Here is a 23,119-nt window from a genome sequence, read left to right on the forward strand (position 1 = left end):
AAATTTTTTGTCGCTAAAACGCTTGACCAGATGAGGTCCATCCCGCTAACGTCCTGCGTAGCCGATGAGCCAACAGCCCCCTGAACGCGGGCATGGCAATCCATCACCGGTTTCTCCACCTCACATATTGGCCAGCTGGCTGCCGGGAACGTGGACGTGCCCGCTCTGCCGCTGTGCCCACCACATGACGTCCAGCGGTCAACTGCGCCCGCGGGACTTGAGAGGAAACCCATTCATGACGCACCACATTTCACGACGCTCTGTCCTGCAAGGTGCAGGCGCAGGGGCACTCGCCCTTTCCTTCAGCGGACTCCAGCCCCTGGCGGCGGCGCACGCCCTGACCTCCCTTCGGGCGGTTTACCACATGACGCCACCCTCCGGCTGGTTGTGCGATCCGCAGCGCCCCGTCCATACCAACGGTGCGTACCAGCTCTATTACCTGCACTCCGGCCAGAACAACGGTCCGGGTGGATGGGACCACGCCACAACGACCGACGGTGTTTCTTTCACCCACCATGGGGTGGTGATGCCGCTGCAACCCGATTTCCCGGTCTGGTCCGGATCAGCGGTGGTTGACACTGCCAACACGGCAGGCTTCGGTGCCGGCGCGGTGATAGCGCTCGCCACCCAGCCCACGGATGGGATCCGAAAGTTCCAGGAGCAGTACCTCTACTGGTCCACAGATGGCGGCTACACGTTTACGGCATTGCCGGACCCGGTGATCGTGAACACTGACGGCCGGACCGCAAGCACGCCCGCCGAGATCGACAATGCCGAGTGGTTCCGGGACCCCAAAATCCATTGGGACGCCATACGCGGCGAGTGGGTATGCGTCATCGGGCGGGCCCGTTACGCTGCGTTCTACACCTCATCAAACCTGCGGGACTGGCAATGGACGTCCAATTTCGACTACCCGAACCATGCACTGGGCGGAATTGAATGCCCGGATCTGTTCGAGATGACAGCCGATGACGGCACACGGCACTGGGTGTTTGCCGCGAGCATGGACGCTTACAGCATCGGATTGCCCATGACCTATGCGTACTGGATGGGCACATGGAACGGCACGGCCTTCCTCGCCGATAACTTGACGCCGCAATGGCTCGACTGGGGCTGGGACTGGTACGCCGCCGTCACATGGCCATCGGTGGAGGCTCCGGAGACCAAGCGTCTTGCCACAGCGTGGATGAACAATTGGAAGTACGCGGCCCGCGATGTACCGACTGACGTCTCCGACGGATACAACGGGCAGAACTCGATAACGCGTGAACTGCGGCTTGAACGTCAATCGGGAGGCTGGTACAGCCTGCTCAGCGCCCCCGTTCCGGCGCTGTCCAATCACGTCACCGCAACGACAATTCTCCCTGACCGCACAGTCACCGGCAGCTCTGTGCTGCCATGGAGTGGGCGGGCGTATGAGCTGGAGCTCGACGTCTCGTGGGACAACGCCACAAATGTTGGGGTCTCGGTGGGACGCTCCGCCGATGGAACACGCCACACGAACATCGGCAAGTACGGCGCCGAGCTGTACGTCGATCGCGCGCCGTCTGACCAAGCGGGGTACGCGCTCGCGCCGTACACACGCGCCGCAGCACCCATCGACGCCAACGCACGGTCCGTTCACCTGCGGATCTTCGTGGACACCCAAAGCGTTGAGGTGTTTGTGAATTCCGGGCACTCCGTGGTTTCCCAGCAGGTGCACTTCGCCGAGGGGGACACCGGGATCTCGTTCTACGCAGACGGTGGTCCGGCAACCTTCACTGGAATCACCATCCGGGAGTTCGGCACCGCCATCTAGCAGCTGCCGGGCGGGATGCATGGCCGCACAGACCTTGACATCCCGCCCGCCGCCAACAGACTGGGTCCATGTACAGGAACAGCCGTGTCGCCGCCCAGTTTTCGGTGTCCCTTGACGGTTTCATTGCACGGGAGGATGACAACGTAGGGCCCTTGTTCGATTGGTATGAGGCCGGAGATGTTGAAACCTGGATGCCCGGACACCCGCGGCCGTTTCATCTCAGTGAGGCCGATGCCACCTATTGGAAATCGCTCCCGCGTGAGGGCGCGTTTATTGCCGGCCGCCGCATTTTCGACATAACGAAGGGTTGGGGAGGGCACCCGCCCAATGAGTCGCCGACAGTTGTGTTGACTCACCGCGAACCGCCAACCGGTTGGCCTCCGGCACGGCAGGATGGCAAACCCGCGCCGTTCGAATTTGTTGGTGACCTCGAAACCGCCCTCGATCGTGCAGCTGAACTTGCGGCCGAAGGTGAGATTGGGATCGCCGGCGCGGACGTGGTGCAGCAGTGCCTGCGGCGGGGTGTCGTGGACGAGCTTCGTGTCGATCTTGTGCCTGTACTGCTGGGGAGTGGAATCCGCTGGTTCGGGGAACTTGACCAGGACATTGTGCTCGAGGAACCGGCCGTGATTCCAGGCACCCGCGTCACTCACCTCAGCTATCAGGTGCGCTCCCGGGCCTGAGCCCGTAAGTGCAGACGATATCCACAACCGGAAGGACAGCGGACGACGGCGAGTCCTGGCTCGCGCTAGGCTGGTCACCTCGGCTGATGCAAGTGGCCGCAGGAACCATTTATGCGGAGCCATAGTTTAATGTCCGATGATCTTGCCCTGACGGCCCTTGCGGCGTCTTCATTCTCCTTGCCTGCCCTGCGCGACGGCCAACTCGCGGGCATGAGTGCCCTTGTCGAAGGTCGCGATGTCCTGGCCGTCATGCCCACCGGATATGGCAAATCTGCCACTTATCAGGTCGCAGCACGGTACCTTCACCAACAAACGGGACGCCCCGCCGTCGTGGTTTCACCCCTCATTGCCTTACAGGAAGACCAGCTGGACGGGCTGGCCGACCATTTGGGTGCCGGCGCCGCCGTGGCCATTAATTCTTCCCGCACTGATTCAGAGGTGGAGGCGGCCTGGCAGGCAGTCGAGTCCGGCGTAGCCACCTTCCTGTTCCTGGCGCCGGAGCAGTTGGCCAAGCAGGAGACGGCGGATCGGATCGCCAAGCTGGACATCACCATGTTCGTGGTGGACGAGGCTCACTGCGTCTCTGCCTGGGGCCATGACTTCCGCCCCGACTACCTCGATCTCGGGAAGGTTCGCGAGCGCCTGGGCAACCCGCCGGTGGTGGCACTGACGGCCACTGCATCCCCACCAGTAAGGGACGAAATCGTGGTGCGGCTTGGAATGCAGGACCCGCTGGTTCTGGTCCGCGGCTTCGACCGGCCCAACATCCGCCTTGAGGTCATCCGCCACGAGGAGGACAAAGACAAGCGCAAAGCCGTGTTGGAGCAGGTCTCGGCGTTGGCAAAGGCGGAAGGGATGGGACTGCTGTACGCAGCCACCCGCAAGGACACAGAGAAGTACGCCGCCAAACTGACCGGTAAGGGACTGCGTGCCGAGGCGTACCACGCAGGTCGGTCGTCCACTGTGAGGGAACGCATTCATGAGCAATTCCAGGACGATCAACTGGACGTGGTGGTAGCCACCACGGCGTTCGGGATGGGCATCGACAAACCGAATGTGAGGTTCGTTGTGCATGCCGACATTCCTGAGTCCTTGGACTCCTACTACCAGGAGATCGGACGCGCTGGCCGCGACGGAGCGCCTGCAGCCGCCATACTGCACTACCGGGCGGAGGATCTTGGCCTGCGGAAGTTCTTCGGTACGCACGCGCCTGACCCGGAAGCGCTCTTGGCCGTGCTGAAAGTCATTAAGAACGCCGGCGCCCCCGCCCCGAAGACCGCGTTGGTGGAGCTTACGGACTTCCCCGCCCGTCGAATTACCGCACTTGTGAACCAGTTGGAGGAAGCCGGGTGCGTCACCACAGGCAAGCGCGGGGTCCGGCTCAGCTCCAAAGCCAAACTTCCTGCGCTGGTGGGGCGCGCCGTCGAGCGGGCAGAAGCGCGGCAACGCGTCGACGAGTCCCGGCTCACCATGATGCGCGCCTACGCGGAGACGGACAACTGCCGCCGTCAGTTCCTGCTGGGTTACTTCGGTGAGGACATGCCGGAACCCTGCGGCAACTGTGATTCCTGCATTGGCGCTGCAGACGAGGTGGGCGGCGTTGGTTTTGCCCGCCACCCCGCCGCATCGGCCGACGAACCATTTCCGCTGCAGTCCGCCGTCATCCATAAGCAGTGGGGCCAAGGCTTGGTCATGCGTCATGAGGACGATGTCATCACTGTCTTGTTCGAACAGGAGGGGTACAAGACCCTCTCCCGAACGGCCGTGGTGGAGCACAAGTTGCTGAAGCCTGCTTAGGTATTCAGTTCCAGCATCAGGGCCGGCAGTTCGTCGGCGAGTTCGCGGGCCAGGAAACCGAGGGGGCCGAGTTTGCTGGCCAACCGGTCCGCAGCGGCGGCGTGAAGGTGGGTGCCCCAGCAGGCGGCCTGGGTGTCGCTGGTTCCCCGCGCCCGCAGTCCGGCGATGGCACCGGCGAGAACGTCGCCACTGCCCGATGTTCCCAATCCGCCGTACCCGGTGGTGATCTTCCACAGCTCCGCTTTTCCGTCCATTTCGGCGGACGGCCCGGCTATGAAGCCTTGGCAACTCACTACTGCATCGAATCGCTGGGCGATGTCGGCCACCGCGACTCCCAAGTCCTCCACGTCATGGCCCAGCAGGATTTCGGCTTCGGTGGGATTCGGTGTGAGGATCAGGCGGCCCCGCCACGGTCCAAGCTCCTCCTCAACCTTGGCCAAGGCCCCCAAAGCAAAAGCATCAAGCACGACGGCGGGACCTTCTGCGGCGTTCGCGGAACCATCGGCTTCCTCCCGCTCCAGCAGCGCTCGCAGCAGTGATTCGGCCAAGTCAAGGTCATCCAAGCCAGGCCCGACCAAGAGGGTGTCTGCACGCTCCACATAGGACGAGATGCGGTCCAGTCCCTGCCCGGTCACGGACCCGTCGGCGGTCTCGGGCAAGCCCACTGCTCCGCATTCCGGCAGGGCAACGCCCACCTGGGCCGCCACGGACTCGGCGACAGCCACAGTGATCTTTCCGGCTCCGGCCCGGAGCGCTGCGGTCCCTGCGAGGATGGCCGCGCCGGGCGTGGTCCGGGCCCCGCCAATGACCAGCACGGCACCGCGGGAGTACTTGTCGTCGCCGGGGGCCGGTAGTGGCCAGTCCCGAAGCAACGATGGCGTCACCAGCGTGGGTTCAGTGGAATCACTGCGGGTGGACACTGGCATCCCCTGCATGTTCGGTAACGGTCACGCCCTGCTCGGTAAGGTGGTCCGCCACATTGAAACTCTCCAGCTCCCAAGGGCCAGCGCCCGACGGGCGCACATAGCGGGTGATAGATGCATTAAGCACCGATGTGGTGGAGGCCAGGTCCAGGATTTCCTCCTCTGACATGCCCTCCAAAACGTAGCGGACAAGCAGGATGACGGCGTCGTGACAGACCAGCATCACGCGATGGCCCTTTCCCAGGGTGTTGAGTTCATCCAGGACAGAGCGCAGGCGGAGCGCCACGTCGGCCCATGACTCACCACCCGGCGGCCGGTAGTACAGCTTGCCCAGCCAGAGCCTCCGCTCGGCTTCGTCCGGGTATCGGGCCTCCACGCCATGACGTGTCAGCCTGTCCAGGATGCCCAGTTCCCGGTCGCGCAGACGCTCATCTGTCAGTACTTTCAGGGGCCACCCGGCCGTCTCAACAGCGATGTCCGCTGTCTGCCTGGCACGCGCGTAGGGGGAGGAAACCACTGTGTCCGGCCTTGATTGTTCAGGGATCCGGGCCAGCGCCGTGCCCAATGCTTTCGCCTGGTCCTGACCCGTGCCCGATAGGTTCACGTCGGGATCCCTGGCCGGGACGTCGATGATCTCCGCCCCCGCCAAGTGTGCTTCCGTGGCGGCCACGTTCCCTTCGCTCTCACCGTGCCGGATCAGCAGCAGCTCGACAGCTCCGGCTTCCTGCACAGCATCTGTCAGTCCGTCCTCGTTCATGAAGAATCACCCCTCCGCGTGCTTTGCCGAATGCAGAACACTACCCACTGCGTACCCACCGGGTCCAGACAGTAAACGCACGACGGCGATCGGGAACCTCTGTCGCACAGACCGGCAGTGAAGTAAGTTGCTCGCATGAAGGACACATACCCGGTCATTGTGGTCGGTGCCGGATTTGCAGGCGTTGCAGCAGCCAAAGAACTCGGCCGCAAGGGCGTACGCGTCTTGCTTATCGACTCGAACAACTACCATCAGTTCCAGCCGCTCCTTTATCAGCTGGCTACGTCCCAGATCGGCGTTTCGGCCATTGCCCGGCCACTGCGCGCCGTCTTCCGGCGATTCAAGACGGTCAAAGTTCTCACAGCCACAGTGAAATCCGTGGATGCAGCCAAGAGAACGGTCACCACTTCGGACGGCCAGACGCTGGAGGCCGGGATTCTGGTCCTCGCCGTGGGTGCCGTACCCAATTTCTTCAACACTCCAGGGGCTGAACAGATAGCTTTCCCGCTGTACTCGGTGACCGATGCCACCAAGCTGGGCACGGGGCTTACCCGGCTGCTTGACCAGGCCGACAGGAACCCGGACGGTTCCGTGGACGTGGTGGTAGTGGGCGGCGGTCCAACAGGGGTTGAGACTGCCGGGGCCATGGCCGAGAACGTCAAATACGTGGTGAGCAAATATTTCTCGCCAGAGCTCGCAGCACGCTGTCGTGTGCACCTGGTGGACATGGTTCCCAGCGTCTTGAACATGTTCTCCGCTAAATCCCAGAGCTATGCCACAGAACACCTGAAGAAGGTGGGCGTTCAGCTTCACATGGGACTGGGCGTTACGGAGGTCCGCGCGGACGGAGTGACCTTGGCAGATGGGAGTTCCGTGCCGGGACAGATCGTTGTGTGGGCCGGGGGCCTGAAGGCGGGCGACCTGATTGCCGGCTCAGGTTTGACCCAGGGGAGAGGGGGCCGGATCGATGTCCACACGGACTTGACTGCTCCTGACATGGACGGCGTGTATGTCATTGGGGATTGCGCCAACATCACCGATTCCACAGGTGCCAAATTGCCGCAATTGGGTTCGGTCGCCCAGCAAGCCGGAAAGTGGGCAGCCTCCAACATACTTGCGGATCTCAACGGCGGCAGTCGGACGCCGTTCAAGTATGTGGACAAGGGCTACATGGCAATGGTCGGGCGGGGCGCTGCTGTGGCGGAGCTGGGCCGCAAACGCATCCAGCTACAAGGGCTCTTCGCCTTCTTGTCCTGGCTCCTCGTCCATCTCGCACTGTTGTCCGGACTCCAGCAAAAGGTCCGGGCACTGTTTTCGTGGCTCAACGGTTACCTCCTGCACAGTCCTGCCCAAGTGGTGGTCAGTGGTCCCCTTGAAAAGGAGCCACCCGAAGAGGCAGAACCAAACGCTATGGGGCTGCCTGACCCGCGACTATGAACTTGGCTGCGGCAGCGACCAGCTGGGCATTTCCCTGGGCCATCGTGCCGTCCGGCAACACGAGAGTATCTTCCAGCCCGATACGTGAGTCCAAACCCCATCGAGCAGCAAGGCCCAGAGCCGGCCACGTGGAACGTTCCTCGCCGTGCAGCAGGATGGGCGTACCGTTTGCTCGATCGCGTGCGAAGGACACCAGACTTTCAGCTGTGGCGGTCACGTCCCCGGCAGGGATGTCCTGGATTTCCACCAGTACCCGCAGGCATTTGTTGTGCAGTGGCGAAGCAGCCCATCGGTGGGCAGCGTCCGAATGCCAGATTCCGGCTTCGATGCCGATTCCCCGTTCGTGAAGGGCCTGGGCAACATCCCCGGCGCCGTCTTCATGCCAGTTCACCGAGGCAAAATCAGGTACCTCAACCCATGACTCGATCATCTCCAACCGGGTTGCTGCATCAGGCGCGCTCCAAGCGCCAGTGGTCACGCCCAATGGAGTGCCCGGGCACGTTGCACGCAGGGTCGCCAGCCATGAGGCCACGTGGTGTGCTTCCAAGCTGTCTTCGCCACGGGGATTCTTCGGATGGACATGGATGGCACCTGCCCCGGCCGCCACTGCCACGGCTGCGTCCTGCGCAAGGTGGGCAGGATCGATGGTCAGCCGGGGATGTTCCGAAATTCTGCGGGCTCCGTTGAGACAGACCTGTAGCATCATCCGCCAATAGTAGGGGCCACCCCACGCGCGCCCGCAAGCGCCACTGCCGCCCCAAGCTGGGAAGATAACAGGAGGAACCCCGAACAAGGAGCATCATGACACTCAAAGAACGCTTGAAAGCTGACGTCGTCGACCACATGAAGGCCGGCAACAAGATCGCGTTGACCACTGTGCGCAACGTGTTGGGCGAGATCACTACCCGTGAGAAATCAGGCAAGACACCGGTGGAACTCGACGATGCGCAGGTGACGTCGCTGCTCCAGAAGGAAGCTGCCAAGCGCCGGGACACCGCCCGCATCTACACGGAGGCCGGAGAAGCTGACCGTGCTGCGGCCGAGGTCGCAGAAGCGGAGATCATCGAGGCTTACCTCCCCAAGCCACTCACTCGTGAAGAAGTTGAAGGGATCGTTGACGAGGCTATCTCTGCCCTGAAAGCAGAGGGGCAGGAACTGTCAATGCGTTCCATCGGTGCCGTCATGAAGCCGGTCACCGCCAAGGTGGCAGGTCGCTTCGATGGCAAGACCGTCAGCGAGATTGTCCGCGGACGCTTGGCCTAAGCTACACCCGTGGCCGGCAACGAATCAGTTGACCCCAAGAAGCCACCGCAAAGTGTCAGCATTACGCACCGCGTTGCCACCGCCGTCGTTGTTGAAATAGGCGTACACGTCCTTGCCGGAGCCGCTCCACTCACGGATCCGGTCAGCCCACCAGCGAAGATCGTCGTCCGAATAGGAGCCGCCGTAAAGGTGCTGGTGATCCGGGCCGTGCAGCCGGACGTAGACGAACGGCGCGGTGGCCCGCAGGATGCAGGGCAGGTTGGCGCCACTCATGATGCAGTACGCGGCTGCGTGGCTTTCAAGCAGCGCGTACACGTCGGGGTGGTCCCAACTGTCATGCCGGAACTCAACGGCAACGCGGATCCAGTGGGGCAGGGCAGCCAGAAAGTAGTCCAACCGGGCGTCGTCGCGGGCAAAACCGGGTGGGAGTTGGACCAACAGGACGGCCCGTTTGTCGCCGAGCCCGTGCCAGCAGCGAATGATCCGTTCCACCCACACCTCCGGACCGTACAGCTTCTTGGCGTGGGTGAGTCCCCGGGGCGCCTTGACGGACAAGGCAAAGCCCGCAGGCAGCCGGTCTCGCCAACTCGCAAACGAGGTGTCCCGGGGCCAACGATAAAAGCTCGCGTTGAGCTCCACGGTGCTGAACCTTGCGGCGTAGTGGGCCAGGCGCTTCGAGGGCGGAAGACCTGGCGGGTAGAGCACACCTTCCCAATGGGCGTAGCTCCAACCCGATGTGCCGATATGGATGCCCATGGGGTGGATGCTACCGGGTGACTGGAGCGTGCCAACAGGTCAGTGCTTGGCTGCCGTTCGTGCCATGAGGGCCCGGAGGTCGTCGGCAACCTTGGCCACCTCGCGTTGCCTGGCGCTTCGGCTCGGTTTCGAGCCATGGCCCGCAGGCCCGGCCTTCCGGGGAGCGGTGCGGGGTTGCGGATCGTGACGGAACGCTGCGTCGCGTCCAATCTGAGGATCACGCACGGGCGCGTCTACGGTGACGGCTCCCTGTAGGGGATCGTGGAAGAGCGGGAGGTTCATGGTCACTGATCCTGACACAAGCGTCCCAACTCCGATATGGACAGTTGCCTACAGGCCTTCCGAACGACTGTGCAGATGTCCATTCGGGCCGGGGCCGGGACCTAACCCCACAATGCCTTCTTGAGCAGTGCCCTCAGCTGCACGTTTTCTTCCCCGGTGAGGGATGCAAGCTGGGTTTCCTCGCAGACTTCCAGGGCGGCACGTGCCTTGTTGTGGATCCTCCGTCCCTCAGCCGTAGAAACGATGATCTTTGCGCGCCGGTCTTGCTTGCCTTGGGCTCGTTTGACCAAGCCGCGGTGTTCGAGGTCGTCAACCAGGCTGACCACCTGGCTGGGGTCCAGGCTGAGGAAATCGGCCAGTTCGCGCTGAGTGGGCTCCAGCCCGCTGCAGGCGAGTGTCAGCACGGAAAATGACCGTTCCCGGAGTCCGTAATCGGCCAGCGCCTTGTTGTTCAGCAGGGAACCCGTGGCGTGCAGTTTGGCCAGCAACAGGCCCACATCGCTGCCAATTTTTGCTGCGGCCAGGCGCGGGGTTTCCACTTCGGTGCTTTGCGGGCCCATGACAACTCCAATAGTAATGAAAAACAATCGTTGACTTTTTCAATGATCCGTATTCTCATTGATCATGACAAGGATCTCACGACGCAGTGGGATCGGCCCCACCGGCTCCGGCCGGTTACTGCATGCGAAGGAGCACGCCATGAGCTTGAACGGCAAAGTTGCAATCGTCACCGGGAGCGGACAGGGTCTTGGCCTCGCTTACGCGAGGGAGCTCGCCCGCCAGGGTGCCGCCGTCGTGATTAATGACGTGAATGCTGAGACCGCGGCGGAGGCTGTTGCGCTGATTGAGGCCGACGGCGGCCGGGCTACGGCCGTGGTGGTTCCGGTGGGCAACACTGATGCTGCGAAGGCTTTGGTGGCCGGTGCTGTTGAAACGTTTGGCCGGCTGGACAGTCTGGTGACGAACGCCGGGATTCTGCGGGATAAGAGCTTGCTGAAGATGACGGACGAGGACTTCGACCTGGTCATCAACGTCCACCTGAAAGGCACTTTCACCTGTGTCCGGGAGGCGTTCGCGTACTTCAAGGAGAACAACGTCGCGGGCCGGATCATCACGATTGGTTCTCCGACGGGCCAGCGTGGCAACTTCGGGCAGAGCAACTACGCCGCTGCGAAGGCAGGCATTGTGGGCATGGTCCGGACCTGGGCTTTGGAGATGAAGAGGGCCGGGGTGACGGTGAATTCGGTGATCCCGGTGGCGGCTACGGCGATGACCAAGACGGTCCCGTATTTCCAGAAGGCTGTGGAAGCGGACGAGCGTGGCGAGGCGATGCCGGCCTTCTTCCGTCACGATCTTGGTTTTGGAACGGCCGACGACGTTGCCGGGCTGATTGCCTTCCTCGCCTCTGATGAGGCTGCCGGGATCACGGGCCAGGCGATTGGTGCCGGTGGTGACCGGTTGCAGGTCTGGACGCACCCGACCGCGGCGAGCACTGAGTACCGAGAGGGCGGCTGGAGCTACGAGGCACTGCAGGAGAACGCCGGTTCGCTGTTCGGCGCCGAGGCGTTGCAGAGCTTCGGCGAGGAATTCCTTCCGCTGCCTGCGGAGCTCCAGCCCGAGCCGGCTAAATCTGAAGCGGTTCAGGCGCGCTGATCATGGCAGAGCGCTATGAACTTGGCATCGACGCGGCTGCGTTGGATGCGATCGACATGCATGTCCATCTCGAGGTGGACAGTTGCGGGCACGGGTCCTTGCCGGAGGCTTTGACGGAGGCATCGGCGAAGTACTTCAAGTCTGAGGACCGCACCCCGTCGCTGGACAGGATCGCGGAGGTGTACCGGGAGCTGAACATGGCCGCGGTTGTTTTCACGGTGGATGCCCGGACGCAGCTCAAGCATGAGCCCAACAGCATCCCGGAGCTGATTGCCGGAGCTGCGCGGAACAACGATGTGCTCATTCCGTTCGGCAGTGTTGACCCCAGGACCGGTGAGGACGCGATCGCGGGGGCGAAGCATCAGGCTGTTGAGCTGGGTGCCCGCGGCTTCAAGTTCCACCCGTCGTTGCAGGGTTTCGATCCGTCCAACGAGGCGTTCTACCCGCTCTGGGAGACGCTGCAGGAGTTGGGGTTGCCGTGTATTTTCCACACGGGCCAGAACGGCATGGGAGCTGGTCTTCCGGGCGGGTATGGGATCAAGCTGGCGTACTCGAATCCGTTGTTGCTTGACGCGGTGGCTGCTGATTTCCCGGGCCTGCAGATCATCATGGCCCACCCTTCGGTGCCGTGGCAGGACGAGGCAAACTCGATCGCGACGCATAAGTCCAACGTGTTCATTGACCTGTCCGGGTGGTCGCCGAAGTACTTCCCGGAGTCGCTCGTTCGTCTGTCGAATTCGGTGCTGCAGGACAAGGTCCTGTTCGGCACGGACTTCCCGCTGATCACCCCGCAGAAGTGGCTGGGTGCGTTTGCGGACTTGCCGCTCAAGGACGAGGTCCGCCCGAAGATACTCAAGGACAATGCGGTCAAGCTGTTGGGGCTCGGTGGCTGAGATGCTGACAACCACGACGACGGAAGCCGGCTTGGGTGCCCGACTGTACTCGGTAGCGGACTGGTACGACGCCGAGGCGCTCCTGACCACCGAAGAGCGCCGGGTGCTGGGCCGGCTGCGGGACTTCCTTGATACCGAGGCGAAGCTGTTGCTGGCTGAGTATTGGGAGCGGGGCGAGTTCCCGGAACAACTGGCTCGGCCGTTGATTGACCTTGACTTGATGGAACCGGCCGAGCTGACCGTCGAGGCCCCCGCGAGGGGGATCTTCCACGGCTTCCGGATCTTCGAACTTGCCCGCACGGACGCTTCCCTTGCTACTTGGTACACCGCCCAGGCGGGGTTGTTTCGGACCGCGATCCGGGTGGGGGCGTCCGACGAGCAACAGAAGGAGTGGATGCCCCGGGTCATCGACTTCTCCCTCAAGGGTGTCTTCTCGCTGACCGAACCGGAGCATGGTTCGGACATCGCCGGCGGGCTCGCCACCACCGCCCGTTTCGAACCAGGCCCTGGGACAGAGGCCGACGGCGGAAGCTGGGTTCTGGACGGCGCCAAGCGGTGGATCGGGGGTGCCTCCACGGCGGATGTGCTGTGTGTGTTCGCCCGTGACGTCGCCGATGGTCAGGTCAAAGCTTTCCTCGTGGACCGCACCGCCGCCGGAGTGTCCCTGGAGAAAATTCAGGGCAAGACCTCGCTGCGGATGATGCAGAACGCGCACATCACCCTCAAGAATGTCCGGGTCCCGGAGGCCATGCGCCTGCACAACGTGAACTCGTTCAAGGATGTCGCGGCGATGCTGAGGGCGATGCGCTCGGACGTTGCCTGGATCGCGACCGGCATCCAGGCCGGGGCGTTCGAAGCCGCCCTGGCGTATGTGAGGGAACGCCAGCAGTTCGGCCGGTCGCTGGGTTCGTTCCAACTGGTCCAGGAGAAACTGGCCCGGATGCTCGGCAACATCACCGCGAGTTTGTCGCTCGTGGTGCGGCTGACCGAGCAGCAGGGCTGGGGGATTTACCGGGACCAGGACTCGGCCCTGGCCAAAATGCAGACGTCCCTGATGATGCGCGAAACCGTCGCCCTCGCCCGCGAAGTGGTGGGCGGCAACGGCATCACGCTCGCGGCCGACGTCGCGCGTTTTCATGCCGACGCTGAAGCTGTCTATTCCTACGAAGGCACCCACGAAATCAACGCCCTCATCATCGGCCGCGCCCTCACCGGCGAGGGCGCTTTCACCCGCTAAGCGCCTGCTTTTCAGGCAACAACCAGTATTCAAACAACAACACAGGAGGCAAAGATGCCCAATCTCGTCGTCGATTTCGACACCCTGCTCACCATGTCCGGCAAGGACCTCGGCACCACCGATTACCGTGAAATCACCCAGCAGCAGATCAACCTGTTCGCCGACGCCACGGACGACCAGCAGTGGATCCACACCGATCCGGAACGCGCCAAGGACGGCCCGTTCGGTGCCCCGATCGCGCACGGTTTCCTCACCCTGTCCCTGATCATCCCGTTCTGGGGCGAGCTCTTCGACGTGGACGGCGTCACCACCAAGGTCAACTACGGCCTGGACAAGGTCCGCTTCACCTCACCGGTGAAGGTCGGCTCGAAAGTCCGCATGAACGGCAGCATCGCCGAAGTCACCGAGGTCAAGGGAGGCGCCCAGATCAAGGTCAACGCCACCATCGAAATCGAAGGCCAGGAACGCCCCGCCGTCGTGGCCGAATTCCTCGCCCGCTTCTACAAGTAAAACTCCCCACCCCTTCCCTCCTCTCGCAAGGAACAGCCATGTCAGGACACACTGCGCTCGCACCGTCGAGCACGGCCGCGAAGCGCAAAGAAGCGCGCACGGTCATCATGTCCAGCTATCTGGGCAGCACCATCGAGTTCTACGACTTCCTGCTGTACGCAACAGCGGCGGCGGTCGCTTTCCCCAAAGTGTTCTTCGCCGGTACGGACGAATGGGTGGGCGTCGTTGCTGCTTACGCCACGTTCGCTGCGGGCTATGTTGCCCGTCCTTTGGGCGGCATCATTTTCGGCCACTTCGGTGACCGCATCGGACGCAAGGGCATGCTCATCGTGTCCATGGCCATGATGGGCATTGCCTCTACCTTGATTGGCCTGATCCCTGGAGCCAACGTCATTGGCCCCTGGGGTGCCGTGATCCTGGTGGTCCTGCGTGTGTGCCAAGGCATCGCCGTCGGTGGTGAATGGGGTGGTGCTGCACTGATGGCTCTGGAACACTCGGATCCCAAACGGCGCGGTTTCGCGGCGTCGTTCGTGAACGCGGGTGCACCCACAGGTGCCGTTCTGGGCACAGTGGTCATGGGCATCTTCTCGGCCCTTCCGCAGGATGCTTTCCTGGCCTGGGGCTGGCGTGTGCCGTTCCTGTTGTCGTTTGTGCTCCTGATCGTGGGCATGTTCGTCAGGCTGAGGGTCTCCGAAAGCCCGATCTTCGCAGAAGCCGTGGCCAAGGAAACCGCCCAGGGCGCCAAGCGCAAGATTCCGCTGTTGGAAGTGCTGAAGCGTCCCAAGGCACTGATCATGATCATGTTTGCCGGTGCCGCCGGTTTCGGCCTCCAAGTGGTGCTGCCCACGTTCTCCGTGACCTATGCAGTATCCAAGGGCGCCCCGCAACAGGGCGTGCTCTATGCGTTCGCCGGAGCCTCGGCCATCTCCATCCTCTTCGTCCTGCTGGGCGGCAGGTTGTCCGATCGTTTTGGCCGCCGGCCAGTGATGGTCACCGGCTTGGCCCTGTTCATCCTGTACCTTTTCCCCATGTTCGGGATGCTCAGCTCGGGCAACATTGCCCTCGTCTTCCTGGCCTTCACCGTGGCGCTCATACTCCACTCTTCGCTGTACGGACCACTCGCTGCCTTTGTGTCCGAACAATTCGGCACCACCAACCGCTACACCGGCGCAGCCGTTGGCTATCAGTTGGCCACCTTGATCGGAGCCGGCTTCACACCTGGCATCGTCGCCGGACTTTATAAGGACGCCGGCCAGAGCATCGTCCCCGTGGTGGTGTTCCTGTCCCTCATGTCGCTGGTGTCGATTGTCTTCATCCTGCTGACGCGGGAGTCTAAGAACAACGACCTCTCTACGGTCAGTTAGGAGTAACACACCATGGACAACAACGGAGTTGGATCCTGGCTGCACCGGCGCCGCATCAAGTCCGGCAGCAAGACTGCTGTCATTTCCCGCGGGCAGACTTTGAGCTACGCGGAACTCGCCGACCGGACCGACCGCTTGGCCACCGCCCTCAGGGACAGGGGAGTGGCCAAAGGCCACCGGGTGGCCTATCTGGGCGAGAACCACCCCTCTTTTGTGGAGACCTTCTTCGCCTGTGGGCTGCTCGGCGCGATCTTCGTCCCGCTGAACACCCGCCTCGCAGCCCCGGAACTCCAGTTCCAGCTGCAGGATTCAGGGGCCCGGCTCCTGGTCAACGCCGCTGCTTTGGACACTGTTGCCGCTGCTTCCGTGGTGGACACGGACATCACCCACCGTCTTGTGGTGGCTCCCGACGGCGGGACCGACGGTTCCGCTGTTAAGCCGCCCTCCGGCGTCGAGCACTATGGCGACGTGATCGACGCGGCATTCCCGACGCCGCTGGACGACGCCGTTACCCTGGACGACGGGGCCATGATCCTCTACACCTCCGGCACCACCGGCAAGCCGAAGGGTGCACTGCTGACCCACGGCAACATCACGTGGAACTGCATCAACACGGTGGTGGACATGGACTTGAACCGCAACGATGTGGCGCTGATGATTTCACCGCTGTTCCACGTGGCGTCATTGGACATGGGCCTGCTGCCGATGCTGCTCAAGGGCGCCACAGTGGTGCTGGAAGCCAAGTTCGACGCCGGCCGGGTACTGGAACTCGTGGGCCAGCACAACGTCACCACACTCAACGGCGTCCCCACCACCTTCCAGATGCTCTGCGACCATCCGGACTGGTCGACGGCGGACCTCAGCTCGCTGGACAAGCTCACCTGCGGCGGTTCTGCCGTTCCGGGCCGGGTTTTGGAGGCGTATGAGCAGCGGGGTATTGGATTCACCAGCTGCTATGGCATGACCGAAACCGCACCCGGTGCGACAATGCTGCCGGCATCGAGGTCCAAGGAAAAGGCTGGCTCTGCGGGTCTGCCGCACTTCTTCACCGACGTGCGGATCGCGGATCCCCTGGGCGGGGTTGCTGCTCCTGGCACGGTGGGGGAGATCCAGATCTCCGGGCCCAACGTGATCAAGGAGTACTGGAACAGGCCGGAGGCGACGGCGGACAGCTATGCAGATACGTCGTGGTTCCGCTCCGGCGACATGGGCCACCAGGACGGGGAGGGCTTCCTGTTCGTTTCGGATCGAATCAAGGACATGATCATCTCCGGCGGCGAGAACATCTACCCTGCCGAGGTGGAAGCTGCCATTGCGGAATTGCCCGCAGTGGGGAGCGTGGCTGTGATCGGAGTCGCCGATGAAACATGGGGCGAAGTCCCGAGGGCCATCGTGACCCTGCGGGAGGGGGAATCGCTGACCGAGGAGCAGCTGCGCTCGCATCTGGACGGCCGGTTGGCCCGTTACAAGATCCCCAAGTCGGTGGTGTTTGTCGAGGAGATGCCGCGCACGGCCAGCGGAAAAATCCGGAAGATGGACCTCCGGAAGCACTACGCCCTGTGAACCCGTTCCCGGAGCCGCCCGTGTTGTCGTTCCTGGCGACGTTGAGCGTCAACGTGGACCCGCCGGTTGATGTCGGGGTAACGCCGGAGGGGCATCGGCGGATCATTCCGATTGTCGGCGGGACGGTAGCCGGCCCGGGATTCAACGGGCGGGTCCTGCCGGCCGGTGCTGACTTCCAGCTTCTTCGCAGTGCTGAAATGACCGAGCTGGACGCCAGGTACGCTGTGGAACTTGAGGGCGGAGAGGTGGTTTATGTGCATAACCCGGCGCTCCGGTTTGGAGCCGCGGAGGACATTGCCCGGCTTAATAGGGGCGAGGATGTGGATCCGGCGCTGATCTACTTCCGGTGTACACCGCGGTTCTCCACCGCAGCACCCGGGCTGGCGTGGCTGAATCACGTGATCGCTGTGGGAACGGGGCGGCGAAGGCCGGGTTTGGTGGAAATCGACGTCTTCACCGTCGCCTAAGGAAGCGAACATCAGGGAAAAGAAAAACGTGCGGGAGCGTTTTTCGGCGACATAATCCGTTATAGGGCTAAATCGGGGTTAATTTCATCCAACGAACTGCGTAATTGGCTTCCGGGGCATTACGATAGGCACGACTCATCATCACTGAGTACGACGCATCTCAATGACTCACACCTATCCCCGGGGGGAAAACCAATGACCAGCTACCCGCAACAACCGCAACAGACCCAGCCCTATGCAGCAGAGGCCGGCGAGCCGCCGCTGTGGGCTCCGTACTATGGCGCTCCTATCGGCGCAGCCGTCAAGCGCTTCTTCAAGAAGTACACAGACTTCACCGGCCGTGCGAGCCGCAGCGAATACTGGTGGGTGGCCTTGGCGCTTGGCGTCATCGGCTTTGTCCTGCAGATCCTCACACTGGTCCTTGGCAGCGCCGGTGCCACCGTTTCTGCAAGCGGGACGGCCACCCCAGGCCCGGGCTCGGTTGTGGGCCTGATCCTGATCATCGTCTTCTACCTCGCGGTCCTCATTCCTTCCATCGCGCTGCTGGTTCGTCGTTTGCACGATGGCAACTTCAGCGGTTGGTTGGCCCTCCTTGGCCTCATTCCGGGCGTTGGCGGCCTTGCCATCCTGGTCTTCGCGCTTCTGCCGTCCAACCCGGCCGGCCAGCGCTTCGACCAGCCGAAGGCCGCGTAGTAGCAACAGCACCACAGTAAAAGGGGCGGCACGCGATGTGCTGCCCCTTTTGCGTGCCCGCGGCGTACGTGCCCCGCGGCGTACGTGCCCGCGGCGTACGTGCCCCGCGTGACTGCCCGTGCAATGCTGTGACTGACGCGGACCGACCCCAACGACGAGGAGTGCCATGTCCAGCCCTTCACCGATGAGGCCCAACCCTCCACACATGAGGACCATCAGGCGCTGCGCTGTGGTTGGCGGCGGCATCATCGGCGTTGCCGTGGCGAGGGAGCTCGCCAAGAAGCTCGATGGCGCCCAGGTCACTGTCTATGAGAAAGAAGACCGACTCGCCGCACACCAGACCGGCCACAACTCGGGCGTGGTCCATGCGGGTCTTTACTACGAGCCGGGCGGCTTGAAGGCGCGGCTATGCCGCAGGGGAGTGGAGCTGCTGCAGGAGTTCTGCGCTGCCAACGACCTTCCCTATGAGGCCTGCGGCAAGCTGGTCATCGCCCAAACGCCGGAGGAATCGACGCGTCTCGACAGCATCTTTGCCCGCGCCACGGCAAATGGCGTCCCGGGTGCACGGATGCTTCGCGGCGACCAAATACGGGAGGTGGAGCCGAACGCCGTCGGGCTCTCTGCTTTGCACTCGCCGGAGACGGCGATTGTTGACTATGCGGCCATCACCAACGCACTCGCCGACGACGTCCGGGCCTCAGGCGGAACCATCCGGCTTGGGCTTGAGGTGACGTCGCTTGAGCAGCAGGGCAGCGGTGTGGTGGTCACTACCAAGGATGGCGGGGAACACTACGACCTCGTAGTGGCCTGCGCGGGACTCCAGTCCGACCGTCTCGCCAAGGCAACCGGTGAGCCATCCACCCCTAGGATCGTGCCGTTCTTCGGTCAGTATTTCCTCTTGGGCCATGAGGCGCGTGACCAGGTAAGGGGCCTGATCTACCCTGTGCCGGACCCTAAACATCCGTTCCTTGGAGTGCATCTCACCAAACGCATCGACGGCGAAATGATGCTCGGCCCGAATGCGTTTATCTCCTTCGGCCGTGAGTCCTATGCGTGGAACGACGTTAATGTGCCCGACATCCTGAATTACGCGCTGTTTCCAGGTTTCTGGAATTTTGCCCGGCAGAATGTGCCGTCGGCCGTCCGGGAATTCCAGACCGTGGTGAGCAGGAAGAAGTTCATCCGCGAGGCCATGCGGTTCGTGCCCTCGCTGGAAGGCGCCACCGTCCTTCCCGGCACCCGCGGGGTACGCGCCCAGGCCATGAACGGCGACGGTTCGCTGGTGGACGATTTTGTGATCGCACGACGCCGGGACACAGTGATGGTGCGTAACGCACCTTCGCCGGGGGCAACCTCGTCCATGGCTATCGCCGAGTACATCGTGGAGCAGGCGTTGCAGGACTGATGTGCCGAGCCCGACAGTTAACAAGCCCGTGACGTGGCGGAAACGGCGCCCGAATCCCCGCTGGATACGGTTGCCGCATGATCGCATCACTAGCCTCGTTCGCAACCCGCATCGGCTCCGCAATAGGGGAGTGGATCGAGGCCGCCTACGTCCTGGATTGCACCGACCCGTCGGCGGAGGAAGGTGCAGCCGTGGGACACCGGACACATGGAGATTTAGCCTGGCTACCGGCCCTCAGTGGAGTAACGGTAGCCAGCGCGCAAGCCATCCAGTCCCACGCCTTGAGGGCACGCACAACGCCGTAGGAACCGCCAGAAAAACTGCAGAATGTTGCGTTGGGCACACTATTCGTTTATCGCGGGCACTATGCCCTAAACTGCTTCACTGAGGTGCCGGTATAGGCACTATGCAGCAACGAAAGCGAACCCTCAATGGCTACTGATTACGATGCCCCGCGCAAGACAGAAGAAGAGTCTCCCGCCGAATCGCTTGAGGCCCTCCAGGCGTCCCGTGGAAACACTGCGCAGACTGCAGTTATTGACGTCGAGGAAAACGATACCGCCGAAGGAATCGACCTGCCCGGAGCAGATCTTTCCGGTGAAGAACTGACCGTCATTGTGGTTCCGGAGCAGTCCGACGAATTCACGTGCGGCTCCTGCTTCCTGGTCCGTCACAGGTCCCAGATTGCACTGGAAAAGAATGGCCTGAAGTTCTGCAAGGACTGCGAAGGCTAAATAACGCCCGGGTCACGTTATCTTCGGTCACGAATACGTGTGCGAAGACGTGTAAAACAAGCCGAAAGGGTGGCCGGAAGAGGCTTTCGATGACCCGCCCGTGACCACCCGGACGTCCCTTTAACGGTTGCGCGCCGAAGCGGCCACAACCGGTCCAAACCCTCCCCTGCGCTCCTACTGTTGAAGTATCAACTTCGCCTGAAGGGGGCACAAAAAATGAGGAAATCAGGAGCGGGTTTGGCAGCCGTCCTGGCAGCTGCCGGGCTCGGTCTGGTGGCGCCGGGGCCAGCCTCGGCAGCATCGTATTGCGGCATCATGTGGGGTTCATTGGCCAAGTCCGACCCAGATATGAGTTCCGCCAACGTCACCAACGTCCGCACGGGCCAACAGCCATGCTACGACCGATTGGTGATCGACATGACCGGCAAAGTGGCCGGCTATTCCGTGCAGTACGTTCCTGTGGTCATCCAGGACGCCACCGGCTATCCCATCCCCGTGCTCGGTGACGCGGACCTGCAGGTGGTGGTGACGGCGCCGTCGTACAACCAGTACAGCCAGCCGACCTACGTGCCCGCAGCCAAGGCAGAGCTCTCCAACGTGTCGGGCTACCAGACGTTCCGTCAGGTGGTCTTTGCGGGCAGCTTTGAGGGCACCACGAGCATCGGCTTGGGCGTCCGTGCCCGGCTTCCGTTCCGGGTCTTCACCTTGGACGGGCCCGACGGCGGGTCCCGGCTGGTAGTGGACGTCGCCCACCGCTGGTAGGGGTCGGCCGCGGCTCGCCACAGCGCGGGAAAGCGGCCAGTTCGCTGGAGACTTCCCTGCGAACTGGCCGCTTTCCTACGAACTCGGCGGAGGCGAACCGGGGGCGGACTACTCCGGCACTACCAGGGCCGGGGTGTCCTTGCGGATGGTCTCGCCACGGAAGAAGCCGGGCCGGACGCGGGACATGATCAGCATCACCACAGCCCCCAAAGCCAGGATCCCGATTCCCAGGACAAACACGAGTCCCACTCCGAAGATCTCCGAGCCACTGCCGAACTCAGGGGCCCAACTGTCCACGGCGGTCTGCAGGAAGACCACGAACAGGCCTACACCACCCAGAAGCGGGCAGACGAGCCGCAGGAAGAAGTTCCGTGCGCTGGAGAACACGCTGTTGCGGAAGTACCAGACGCACGCGATGGCTGTGAGTCCGTAGTAGAAGCAGATCATCAGGCCCAAAGCCAGGATGGTGTCGTTGAGGACATTCTCGCTGATCACGTGCATCACTGCGTAGAAGCCCGCGGACAGGATGCCGGCCGCAACGGTGGCAAAGCCCGGCGTCGAGAACTTCTTGCTCATGTGGCTGAAGCGCTCCGGCAGGGCGCCGTAGTGCGCCATGGCCAGCAGGCTGCGCGACGGCGACGTGAACGTGGACTGCAGGGAGGCCGCGGAGCTGGACAGCACGGCAAGGGACATGAGGATGGCGAACGGTCCCATCACCGGCGAGGCGAGGGCAGTGAACACGTTGGCGTGGTTTTCCTCGTTGTTCAGGCCGATCCCGGTATCGCCGACGCCGGCGAACATCATGGTGGCAATGGTGACCAGCAGGTAGATGCCCAGCACGATGACCGCTGTCAGTGTCCCGGCCAGGCCGGCAGTCTTCTTGCCGTTTGCCGTTTCCTCGTTCACGGTCAGGCAGACATCCCAGCCCCAGTAGACGAAGATCGACAACGAGATACCGGCCGCGATCTGACCGAAAGTCTCGATCTTGGTGACGTCGAACCAGTCCCAGCTGAACGGTACGGCGGTCTCGGAGGTGGACCAGTTGGCGAACGCCATTCCTACGAACAATCCCAAAACCAGCAGCTGGAATCCCACCAGCCCGTACTGGACGATCTTGGTAGTGTGCAGGCCGCGGTAGCTGATCCACACGGCCAGCGCTACGAAGACGAAGCAGGTGGCGACATTGAGAAGTTTGTTTGAAGCGAGGTCGGCGAGCTCCGGTGAGCCCGTGGCCTGCGCCAGGAACAGGTAGAAGAAGTCCACTGCGACGCCGGCCAGGTTGGACAGGACGATGATGTTGGCCGCGAGCAAGCCCCAGCCGCCCATCCATCCCACCCACGGGCCGAACGCCTTGGTGACCCAGGTGAACGTGGTGCCGCTGTCCGGGGAGTCTGCGTTGAGCTCCCGGTAAGCGAGCGAAACCAGGATCATCGGAATGAACCCGATCAGGAAGATGACGGGCAGTTGCAGCCCGACTTCGTTGACTGTTGGACCCAGCGCGCCCGTTAGCGTGTACGCCGGGGCGATGGTTGAAATGCCAAGAACGACGACGGCGAGGAGCCCCAACTGCCCCGTCTTCAGTCCCTTGCCGCTAATGTCGTGCGACTTTGCAGCTTCACTGTTGCTGCGGCGGATTGTCTGGCTCATGTGAGGCCCTTTCTGGATGGCCGAAGGCTGCTGCTGCGTGATGCAGTGGATGCCGCCGCCCCTGGCGAGCAGATCACGCGCGTCAACACTGACCACGCGGCGGCCGGGGTAGGCATCGGCGGGAATGCGGAGCGCTTTCCCGTCCATGGGGTCGTTGAATCTGCAGGCGTTGACGCCGCCGTCTCGGACGGTATGCGCCAAGCGCTCATACGGAGACTCCTTTGGATAGAGGTCTGTGCTTGTGCTTGTGCGGTACCGCGCGGTGCGTTGGGGTATGGGCTCCCCGTTTGGTACGGGCCAGGAAAGTCGGGGCTTCCAGGCTGGCAATTTCAATCATGGGGGGCAAGTACTCCGTGAGACGACAGTCACTAAATGAATAGCGTTCATTTAGTATGACCGGAGTCACGCTTCAGCGCAAGGAGCGTGCAGAATGCCATGCATTTATGACTGGTCTGGGGTGGGCGGTGGCTGGAGCTGACCCCGGCTCGAGGTACG

The 23,119-nt window shown here is 62.7% G+C and carries 24 protein-coding genes; 17 read left to right on the plus strand and 7 right to left on the minus strand.

What is annotated here, in order from left to right; genetic code table 11:
- Positions 1 to 235 precede the first annotated feature (235 nt).
- The 3 genes from N7568_RS03535 (at position 236) to N7568_RS03545 (ending at position 4,278) form a co-directional block, all read left to right on the plus strand.
- Positions 236 to 1,798 carry a glycoside hydrolase family 32 protein gene (locus N7568_RS03535; RefSeq protein ID WP_261608536.1) on the plus strand — a complete coding sequence of 521 codons (1,563 nt, stop codon included), beginning with the start codon at positions 236 to 238 and terminating at the stop codon, positions 1,796 to 1,798.
- Between the two features lie 68 nt (positions 1,799 to 1,866).
- Positions 1,867 to 2,481, plus strand: a complete 615-nt coding sequence (locus tag N7568_RS03540) for a dihydrofolate reductase family protein (RefSeq protein WP_261608537.1) — start codon at positions 1,867 to 1,869, stop codon at positions 2,479 to 2,481.
- Between the two features lie 129 nt (positions 2,482 to 2,610).
- Entirely contained in the window at positions 2,611 to 4,278 is a 1,668-nt protein-coding gene (locus N7568_RS03545; protein ID WP_261608538.1) for a RecQ family ATP-dependent DNA helicase, read from the plus strand.
- On the opposite strand, the gene N7568_RS03550 is transcribed toward N7568_RS03545, so the two are convergent.
- Together N7568_RS03550 and N7568_RS03555 are read right to left on the minus strand one after the other, a co-directional pair.
- Positions 4,275 to 5,204 (minus strand): NAD(P)H-hydrate dehydratase, encoded by a 930-nt coding sequence (locus N7568_RS03550; RefSeq protein WP_261608539.1) that lies wholly within the window; start codon positions 5,202 to 5,204, stop codon positions 4,275 to 4,277. The two genes, N7568_RS03545 and N7568_RS03550, sit on opposite strands and share 4 nt — an antisense overlap.
- Positions 5,182 to 5,958 (minus strand): histidine phosphatase family protein, encoded by a 777-nt coding sequence (locus tag N7568_RS03555; RefSeq protein WP_261608540.1) that lies wholly within the window; start codon positions 5,956 to 5,958, stop codon positions 5,182 to 5,184. Before N7568_RS03555 ends, N7568_RS03550 begins: the two co-directional genes overlap by 23 nt.
- Positions 5,959 to 6,093: 135 nt before the next feature.
- On the opposite strand from N7568_RS03555, the gene N7568_RS03560 reads away from it, so the two are divergent.
- Positions 6,094 to 7,395: an NAD(P)/FAD-dependent oxidoreductase gene (locus N7568_RS03560; protein WP_261608541.1), complete on the plus strand. Its 1,302-nt coding sequence runs from the start codon at positions 6,094 to 6,096 to the stop codon at positions 7,393 to 7,395.
- On the opposite strand, the gene N7568_RS03565 is transcribed toward N7568_RS03560, so the two are convergent.
- Entirely contained in the window at positions 7,367 to 8,101 is a 735-nt protein-coding gene (locus N7568_RS03565; protein WP_261608542.1) for a 3-keto-5-aminohexanoate cleavage protein, read from the minus strand. The two genes, N7568_RS03560 and N7568_RS03565, sit on opposite strands and share 29 nt — an antisense overlap.
- A 95-nt stretch (positions 8,102 to 8,196) precedes the next feature.
- On the opposite strand from N7568_RS03565, the gene N7568_RS03570 reads away from it, so the two are divergent.
- Positions 8,197 to 8,658, plus strand: a complete 462-nt coding sequence (locus N7568_RS03570) for a GatB/YqeY domain-containing protein (RefSeq protein ID WP_261608543.1) — start codon at positions 8,197 to 8,199, stop codon at positions 8,656 to 8,658.
- Between the two features lie 24 nt (positions 8,659 to 8,682).
- Here the strand turns inward: N7568_RS03570 and N7568_RS03575 are convergent, their stop codons facing one another.
- From N7568_RS03575 to N7568_RS03585, 3 genes are all read right to left on the minus strand, one after another.
- Positions 8,683 to 9,414, minus strand: a complete 732-nt coding sequence (locus tag N7568_RS03575) for a DUF72 domain-containing protein (RefSeq protein ID WP_261608544.1) — start codon at positions 9,412 to 9,414, stop codon at positions 8,683 to 8,685.
- Positions 9,415 to 9,453: 39 nt separating this feature from the next.
- Complete coding sequence (locus N7568_RS03580) at positions 9,454 to 9,696, minus strand: hypothetical protein (RefSeq protein ID WP_261608545.1); 243 nt, start codon at positions 9,694 to 9,696, stop codon at positions 9,454 to 9,456.
- 101 nt (positions 9,697 to 9,797) lie between these two features.
- The gene (locus tag N7568_RS03585) at positions 9,798 to 10,256 is read right to left on the minus strand and encodes a MarR family winged helix-turn-helix transcriptional regulator (RefSeq protein ID WP_261608546.1); all 459 of its coding nucleotides are present in this window, start codon (positions 10,254 to 10,256) and stop codon (positions 9,798 to 9,800) included.
- A gap of 139 nt (positions 10,257 to 10,395) precedes the next feature.
- Between N7568_RS03585 and N7568_RS03590 the strand changes: the two genes are divergently transcribed.
- The 12 genes from N7568_RS03590 (at position 10,396) to N7568_RS03645 (ending at position 20,977) form a co-directional block, all read left to right on the plus strand.
- Entirely contained in the window at positions 10,396 to 11,349 is a 954-nt protein-coding gene (locus tag N7568_RS03590) for an SDR family NAD(P)-dependent oxidoreductase (RefSeq protein WP_261608547.1), read from the plus strand.
- Positions 11,350 to 11,351: 2 nt separating this feature from the next.
- Positions 11,352 to 12,242: an amidohydrolase family protein gene (locus N7568_RS03595; RefSeq protein WP_261608548.1), complete on the plus strand. Its 891-nt coding sequence runs from the start codon at positions 11,352 to 11,354 to the stop codon at positions 12,240 to 12,242.
- Position 12,243: 1 nt separating this feature from the next.
- On the plus strand, positions 12,244 to 13,479 hold the full coding sequence (locus tag N7568_RS03600) for an acyl-CoA dehydrogenase family protein (protein ID WP_261609018.1): 1,236 nt from the start codon (positions 12,244 to 12,246) through the stop codon (positions 13,477 to 13,479).
- 54 nt (positions 13,480 to 13,533) lie between these two features.
- On the plus strand, positions 13,534 to 13,989 hold the full coding sequence (locus tag N7568_RS03605) for a MaoC family dehydratase (protein WP_159708640.1): 456 nt from the start codon (positions 13,534 to 13,536) through the stop codon (positions 13,987 to 13,989).
- Positions 13,990 to 14,027: 38 nt separating this feature from the next.
- Complete coding sequence (locus tag N7568_RS03610; protein ID WP_261608549.1) at positions 14,028 to 15,353, plus strand: MFS transporter; 1,326 nt, start codon at positions 14,028 to 14,030, stop codon at positions 15,351 to 15,353.
- Positions 15,354 to 15,365: 12 nt separating this feature from the next.
- The gene (locus N7568_RS03615; RefSeq protein WP_261608550.1) at positions 15,366 to 16,916 is read left to right on the plus strand and encodes an acyl-CoA synthetase; all 1,551 of its coding nucleotides are present in this window, start codon (positions 15,366 to 15,368) and stop codon (positions 16,914 to 16,916) included.
- Between the two features lie 20 nt (positions 16,917 to 16,936).
- Positions 16,937 to 17,383 (plus strand): DUF3237 domain-containing protein, encoded by a 447-nt coding sequence (locus tag N7568_RS03620; protein ID WP_261608551.1) that lies wholly within the window; start codon positions 16,937 to 16,939, stop codon positions 17,381 to 17,383.
- A gap of 195 nt (positions 17,384 to 17,578) precedes the next feature.
- Positions 17,579 to 18,076 carry a DUF805 domain-containing protein gene (locus tag N7568_RS03625; RefSeq protein WP_261608552.1) on the plus strand — a complete coding sequence of 166 codons (498 nt, stop codon included), beginning with the start codon at positions 17,579 to 17,581 and terminating at the stop codon, positions 18,074 to 18,076.
- 205 nt (positions 18,077 to 18,281) lie between these two features.
- A complete protein-coding gene (gene lhgO / locus N7568_RS03630; protein ID WP_261608553.1) occupies positions 18,282 to 19,481 on the plus strand; it encodes an L-2-hydroxyglutarate oxidase in 1,200 nt (399 codons plus the stop codon).
- Between the two features lie 77 nt (positions 19,482 to 19,558).
- The gene (locus N7568_RS03635; protein WP_261608554.1) at positions 19,559 to 19,786 is read left to right on the plus strand and encodes a hypothetical protein; all 228 of its coding nucleotides are present in this window, start codon (positions 19,559 to 19,561) and stop codon (positions 19,784 to 19,786) included.
- A 126-nt stretch (positions 19,787 to 19,912) separates the two neighbouring features.
- A complete protein-coding gene (locus N7568_RS03640; RefSeq protein WP_024819766.1) occupies positions 19,913 to 20,215 on the plus strand; it encodes a DUF4193 domain-containing protein in 303 nt (100 codons plus the stop codon).
- 216 nt (positions 20,216 to 20,431) lie between these two features.
- Positions 20,432 to 20,977 (plus strand): AMIN-like domain-containing (lipo)protein, encoded by a 546-nt coding sequence (locus N7568_RS03645; RefSeq protein ID WP_261608555.1) that lies wholly within the window; start codon positions 20,432 to 20,434, stop codon positions 20,975 to 20,977.
- Positions 20,978 to 21,085: 108 nt separating this feature from the next.
- Here the strand turns inward: N7568_RS03645 and N7568_RS03650 are convergent, their stop codons facing one another.
- A complete protein-coding gene (locus tag N7568_RS03650) occupies positions 21,086 to 22,825 on the minus strand; it encodes an APC family permease (protein WP_261608556.1) in 1,740 nt (579 codons plus the stop codon).
- Positions 22,826 to 23,119: the final 294 nt, after the last annotated feature.

It is taken from the genome of Paenarthrobacter aurescens (assembly GCF_025421775.1).
Lineage (GTDB): Bacteria > Actinomycetota > Actinomycetes > Actinomycetales > Micrococcaceae > Arthrobacter > Arthrobacter aurescens_B.

Bases quoted from the DNA above. Each gene is read 5' to 3' on its own strand.
- N7568_RS03535 (WP_261608536.1), top strand. From the start codon at position 236: ATGACGCACCACATTTCACGACGCTCTGTCCTGCAAGGTGCAGGCGCA.
- N7568_RS03540 (WP_261608537.1), top strand. From the start codon at position 1,867: ATGTACAGGAACAGCCGTGTCGCCGCCCAGTTTTCGGTGTCCCTTGAC.
- N7568_RS03545 (WP_261608538.1), top strand. From the start codon at position 2,611: ATGTCCGATGATCTTGCCCTGACGGCCCTTGCGGCGTCTTCATTCTCC.
- N7568_RS03550 (WP_261608539.1), bottom strand. From the start codon at position 5,204: ATGCCAGTGTCCACCCGCAGTGATTCCACTGAACCCACGCTGGTGACG.
- N7568_RS03555 (WP_261608540.1), bottom strand. From the start codon at position 5,958: ATGAACGAGGACGGACTGACAGATGCTGTGCAGGAAGCCGGAGCTGTC.
- N7568_RS03560 (WP_261608541.1), top strand. From the start codon at position 6,094: ATGAAGGACACATACCCGGTCATTGTGGTCGGTGCCGGATTTGCAGGC.
- N7568_RS03565 (WP_261608542.1), bottom strand. From the start codon at position 8,101: ATGATGCTACAGGTCTGTCTCAACGGAGCCCGCAGAATTTCGGAACAT.
- N7568_RS03570 (WP_261608543.1), top strand. From the start codon at position 8,197: ATGACACTCAAAGAACGCTTGAAAGCTGACGTCGTCGACCACATGAAG.
- N7568_RS03575 (WP_261608544.1), bottom strand. From the start codon at position 9,414: ATGGGCATCCATATCGGCACATCGGGTTGGAGCTACGCCCATTGGGAA.
- N7568_RS03580 (WP_261608545.1), bottom strand. From the start codon at position 9,696: ATGAACCTCCCGCTCTTCCACGATCCCCTACAGGGAGCCGTCACCGTA.
- N7568_RS03585 (WP_261608546.1), bottom strand. From the start codon at position 10,256: ATGGGCCCGCAAAGCACCGAAGTGGAAACCCCGCGCCTGGCCGCAGCA.
- N7568_RS03590 (WP_261608547.1), top strand. From the start codon at position 10,396: ATGAGCTTGAACGGCAAAGTTGCAATCGTCACCGGGAGCGGACAGGGT.
- N7568_RS03595 (WP_261608548.1), top strand. From the start codon at position 11,352: ATGGCAGAGCGCTATGAACTTGGCATCGACGCGGCTGCGTTGGATGCG.
- N7568_RS03600 (WP_261609018.1), top strand. From the start codon at position 12,244: ATGCTGACAACCACGACGACGGAAGCCGGCTTGGGTGCCCGACTGTAC.
- N7568_RS03605 (WP_159708640.1), top strand. From the start codon at position 13,534: ATGCCCAATCTCGTCGTCGATTTCGACACCCTGCTCACCATGTCCGGC.
- N7568_RS03610 (WP_261608549.1), top strand. From the start codon at position 14,028: ATGTCAGGACACACTGCGCTCGCACCGTCGAGCACGGCCGCGAAGCGC.
- N7568_RS03615 (WP_261608550.1), top strand. From the start codon at position 15,366: ATGGACAACAACGGAGTTGGATCCTGGCTGCACCGGCGCCGCATCAAG.
- N7568_RS03625 (WP_261608552.1), top strand. From the start codon at position 17,579: ATGACCAGCTACCCGCAACAACCGCAACAGACCCAGCCCTATGCAGCA.
- lhgO (WP_261608553.1), top strand. From the start codon at position 18,282: ATGAGGACCATCAGGCGCTGCGCTGTGGTTGGCGGCGGCATCATCGGC.
- N7568_RS03635 (WP_261608554.1), top strand. From the start codon at position 19,559: ATGATCGCATCACTAGCCTCGTTCGCAACCCGCATCGGCTCCGCAATA.
- N7568_RS03640 (WP_024819766.1), top strand. From the start codon at position 19,913: ATGGCTACTGATTACGATGCCCCGCGCAAGACAGAAGAAGAGTCTCCC.
- N7568_RS03645 (WP_261608555.1), top strand. From the start codon at position 20,432: ATGAGGAAATCAGGAGCGGGTTTGGCAGCCGTCCTGGCAGCTGCCGGG.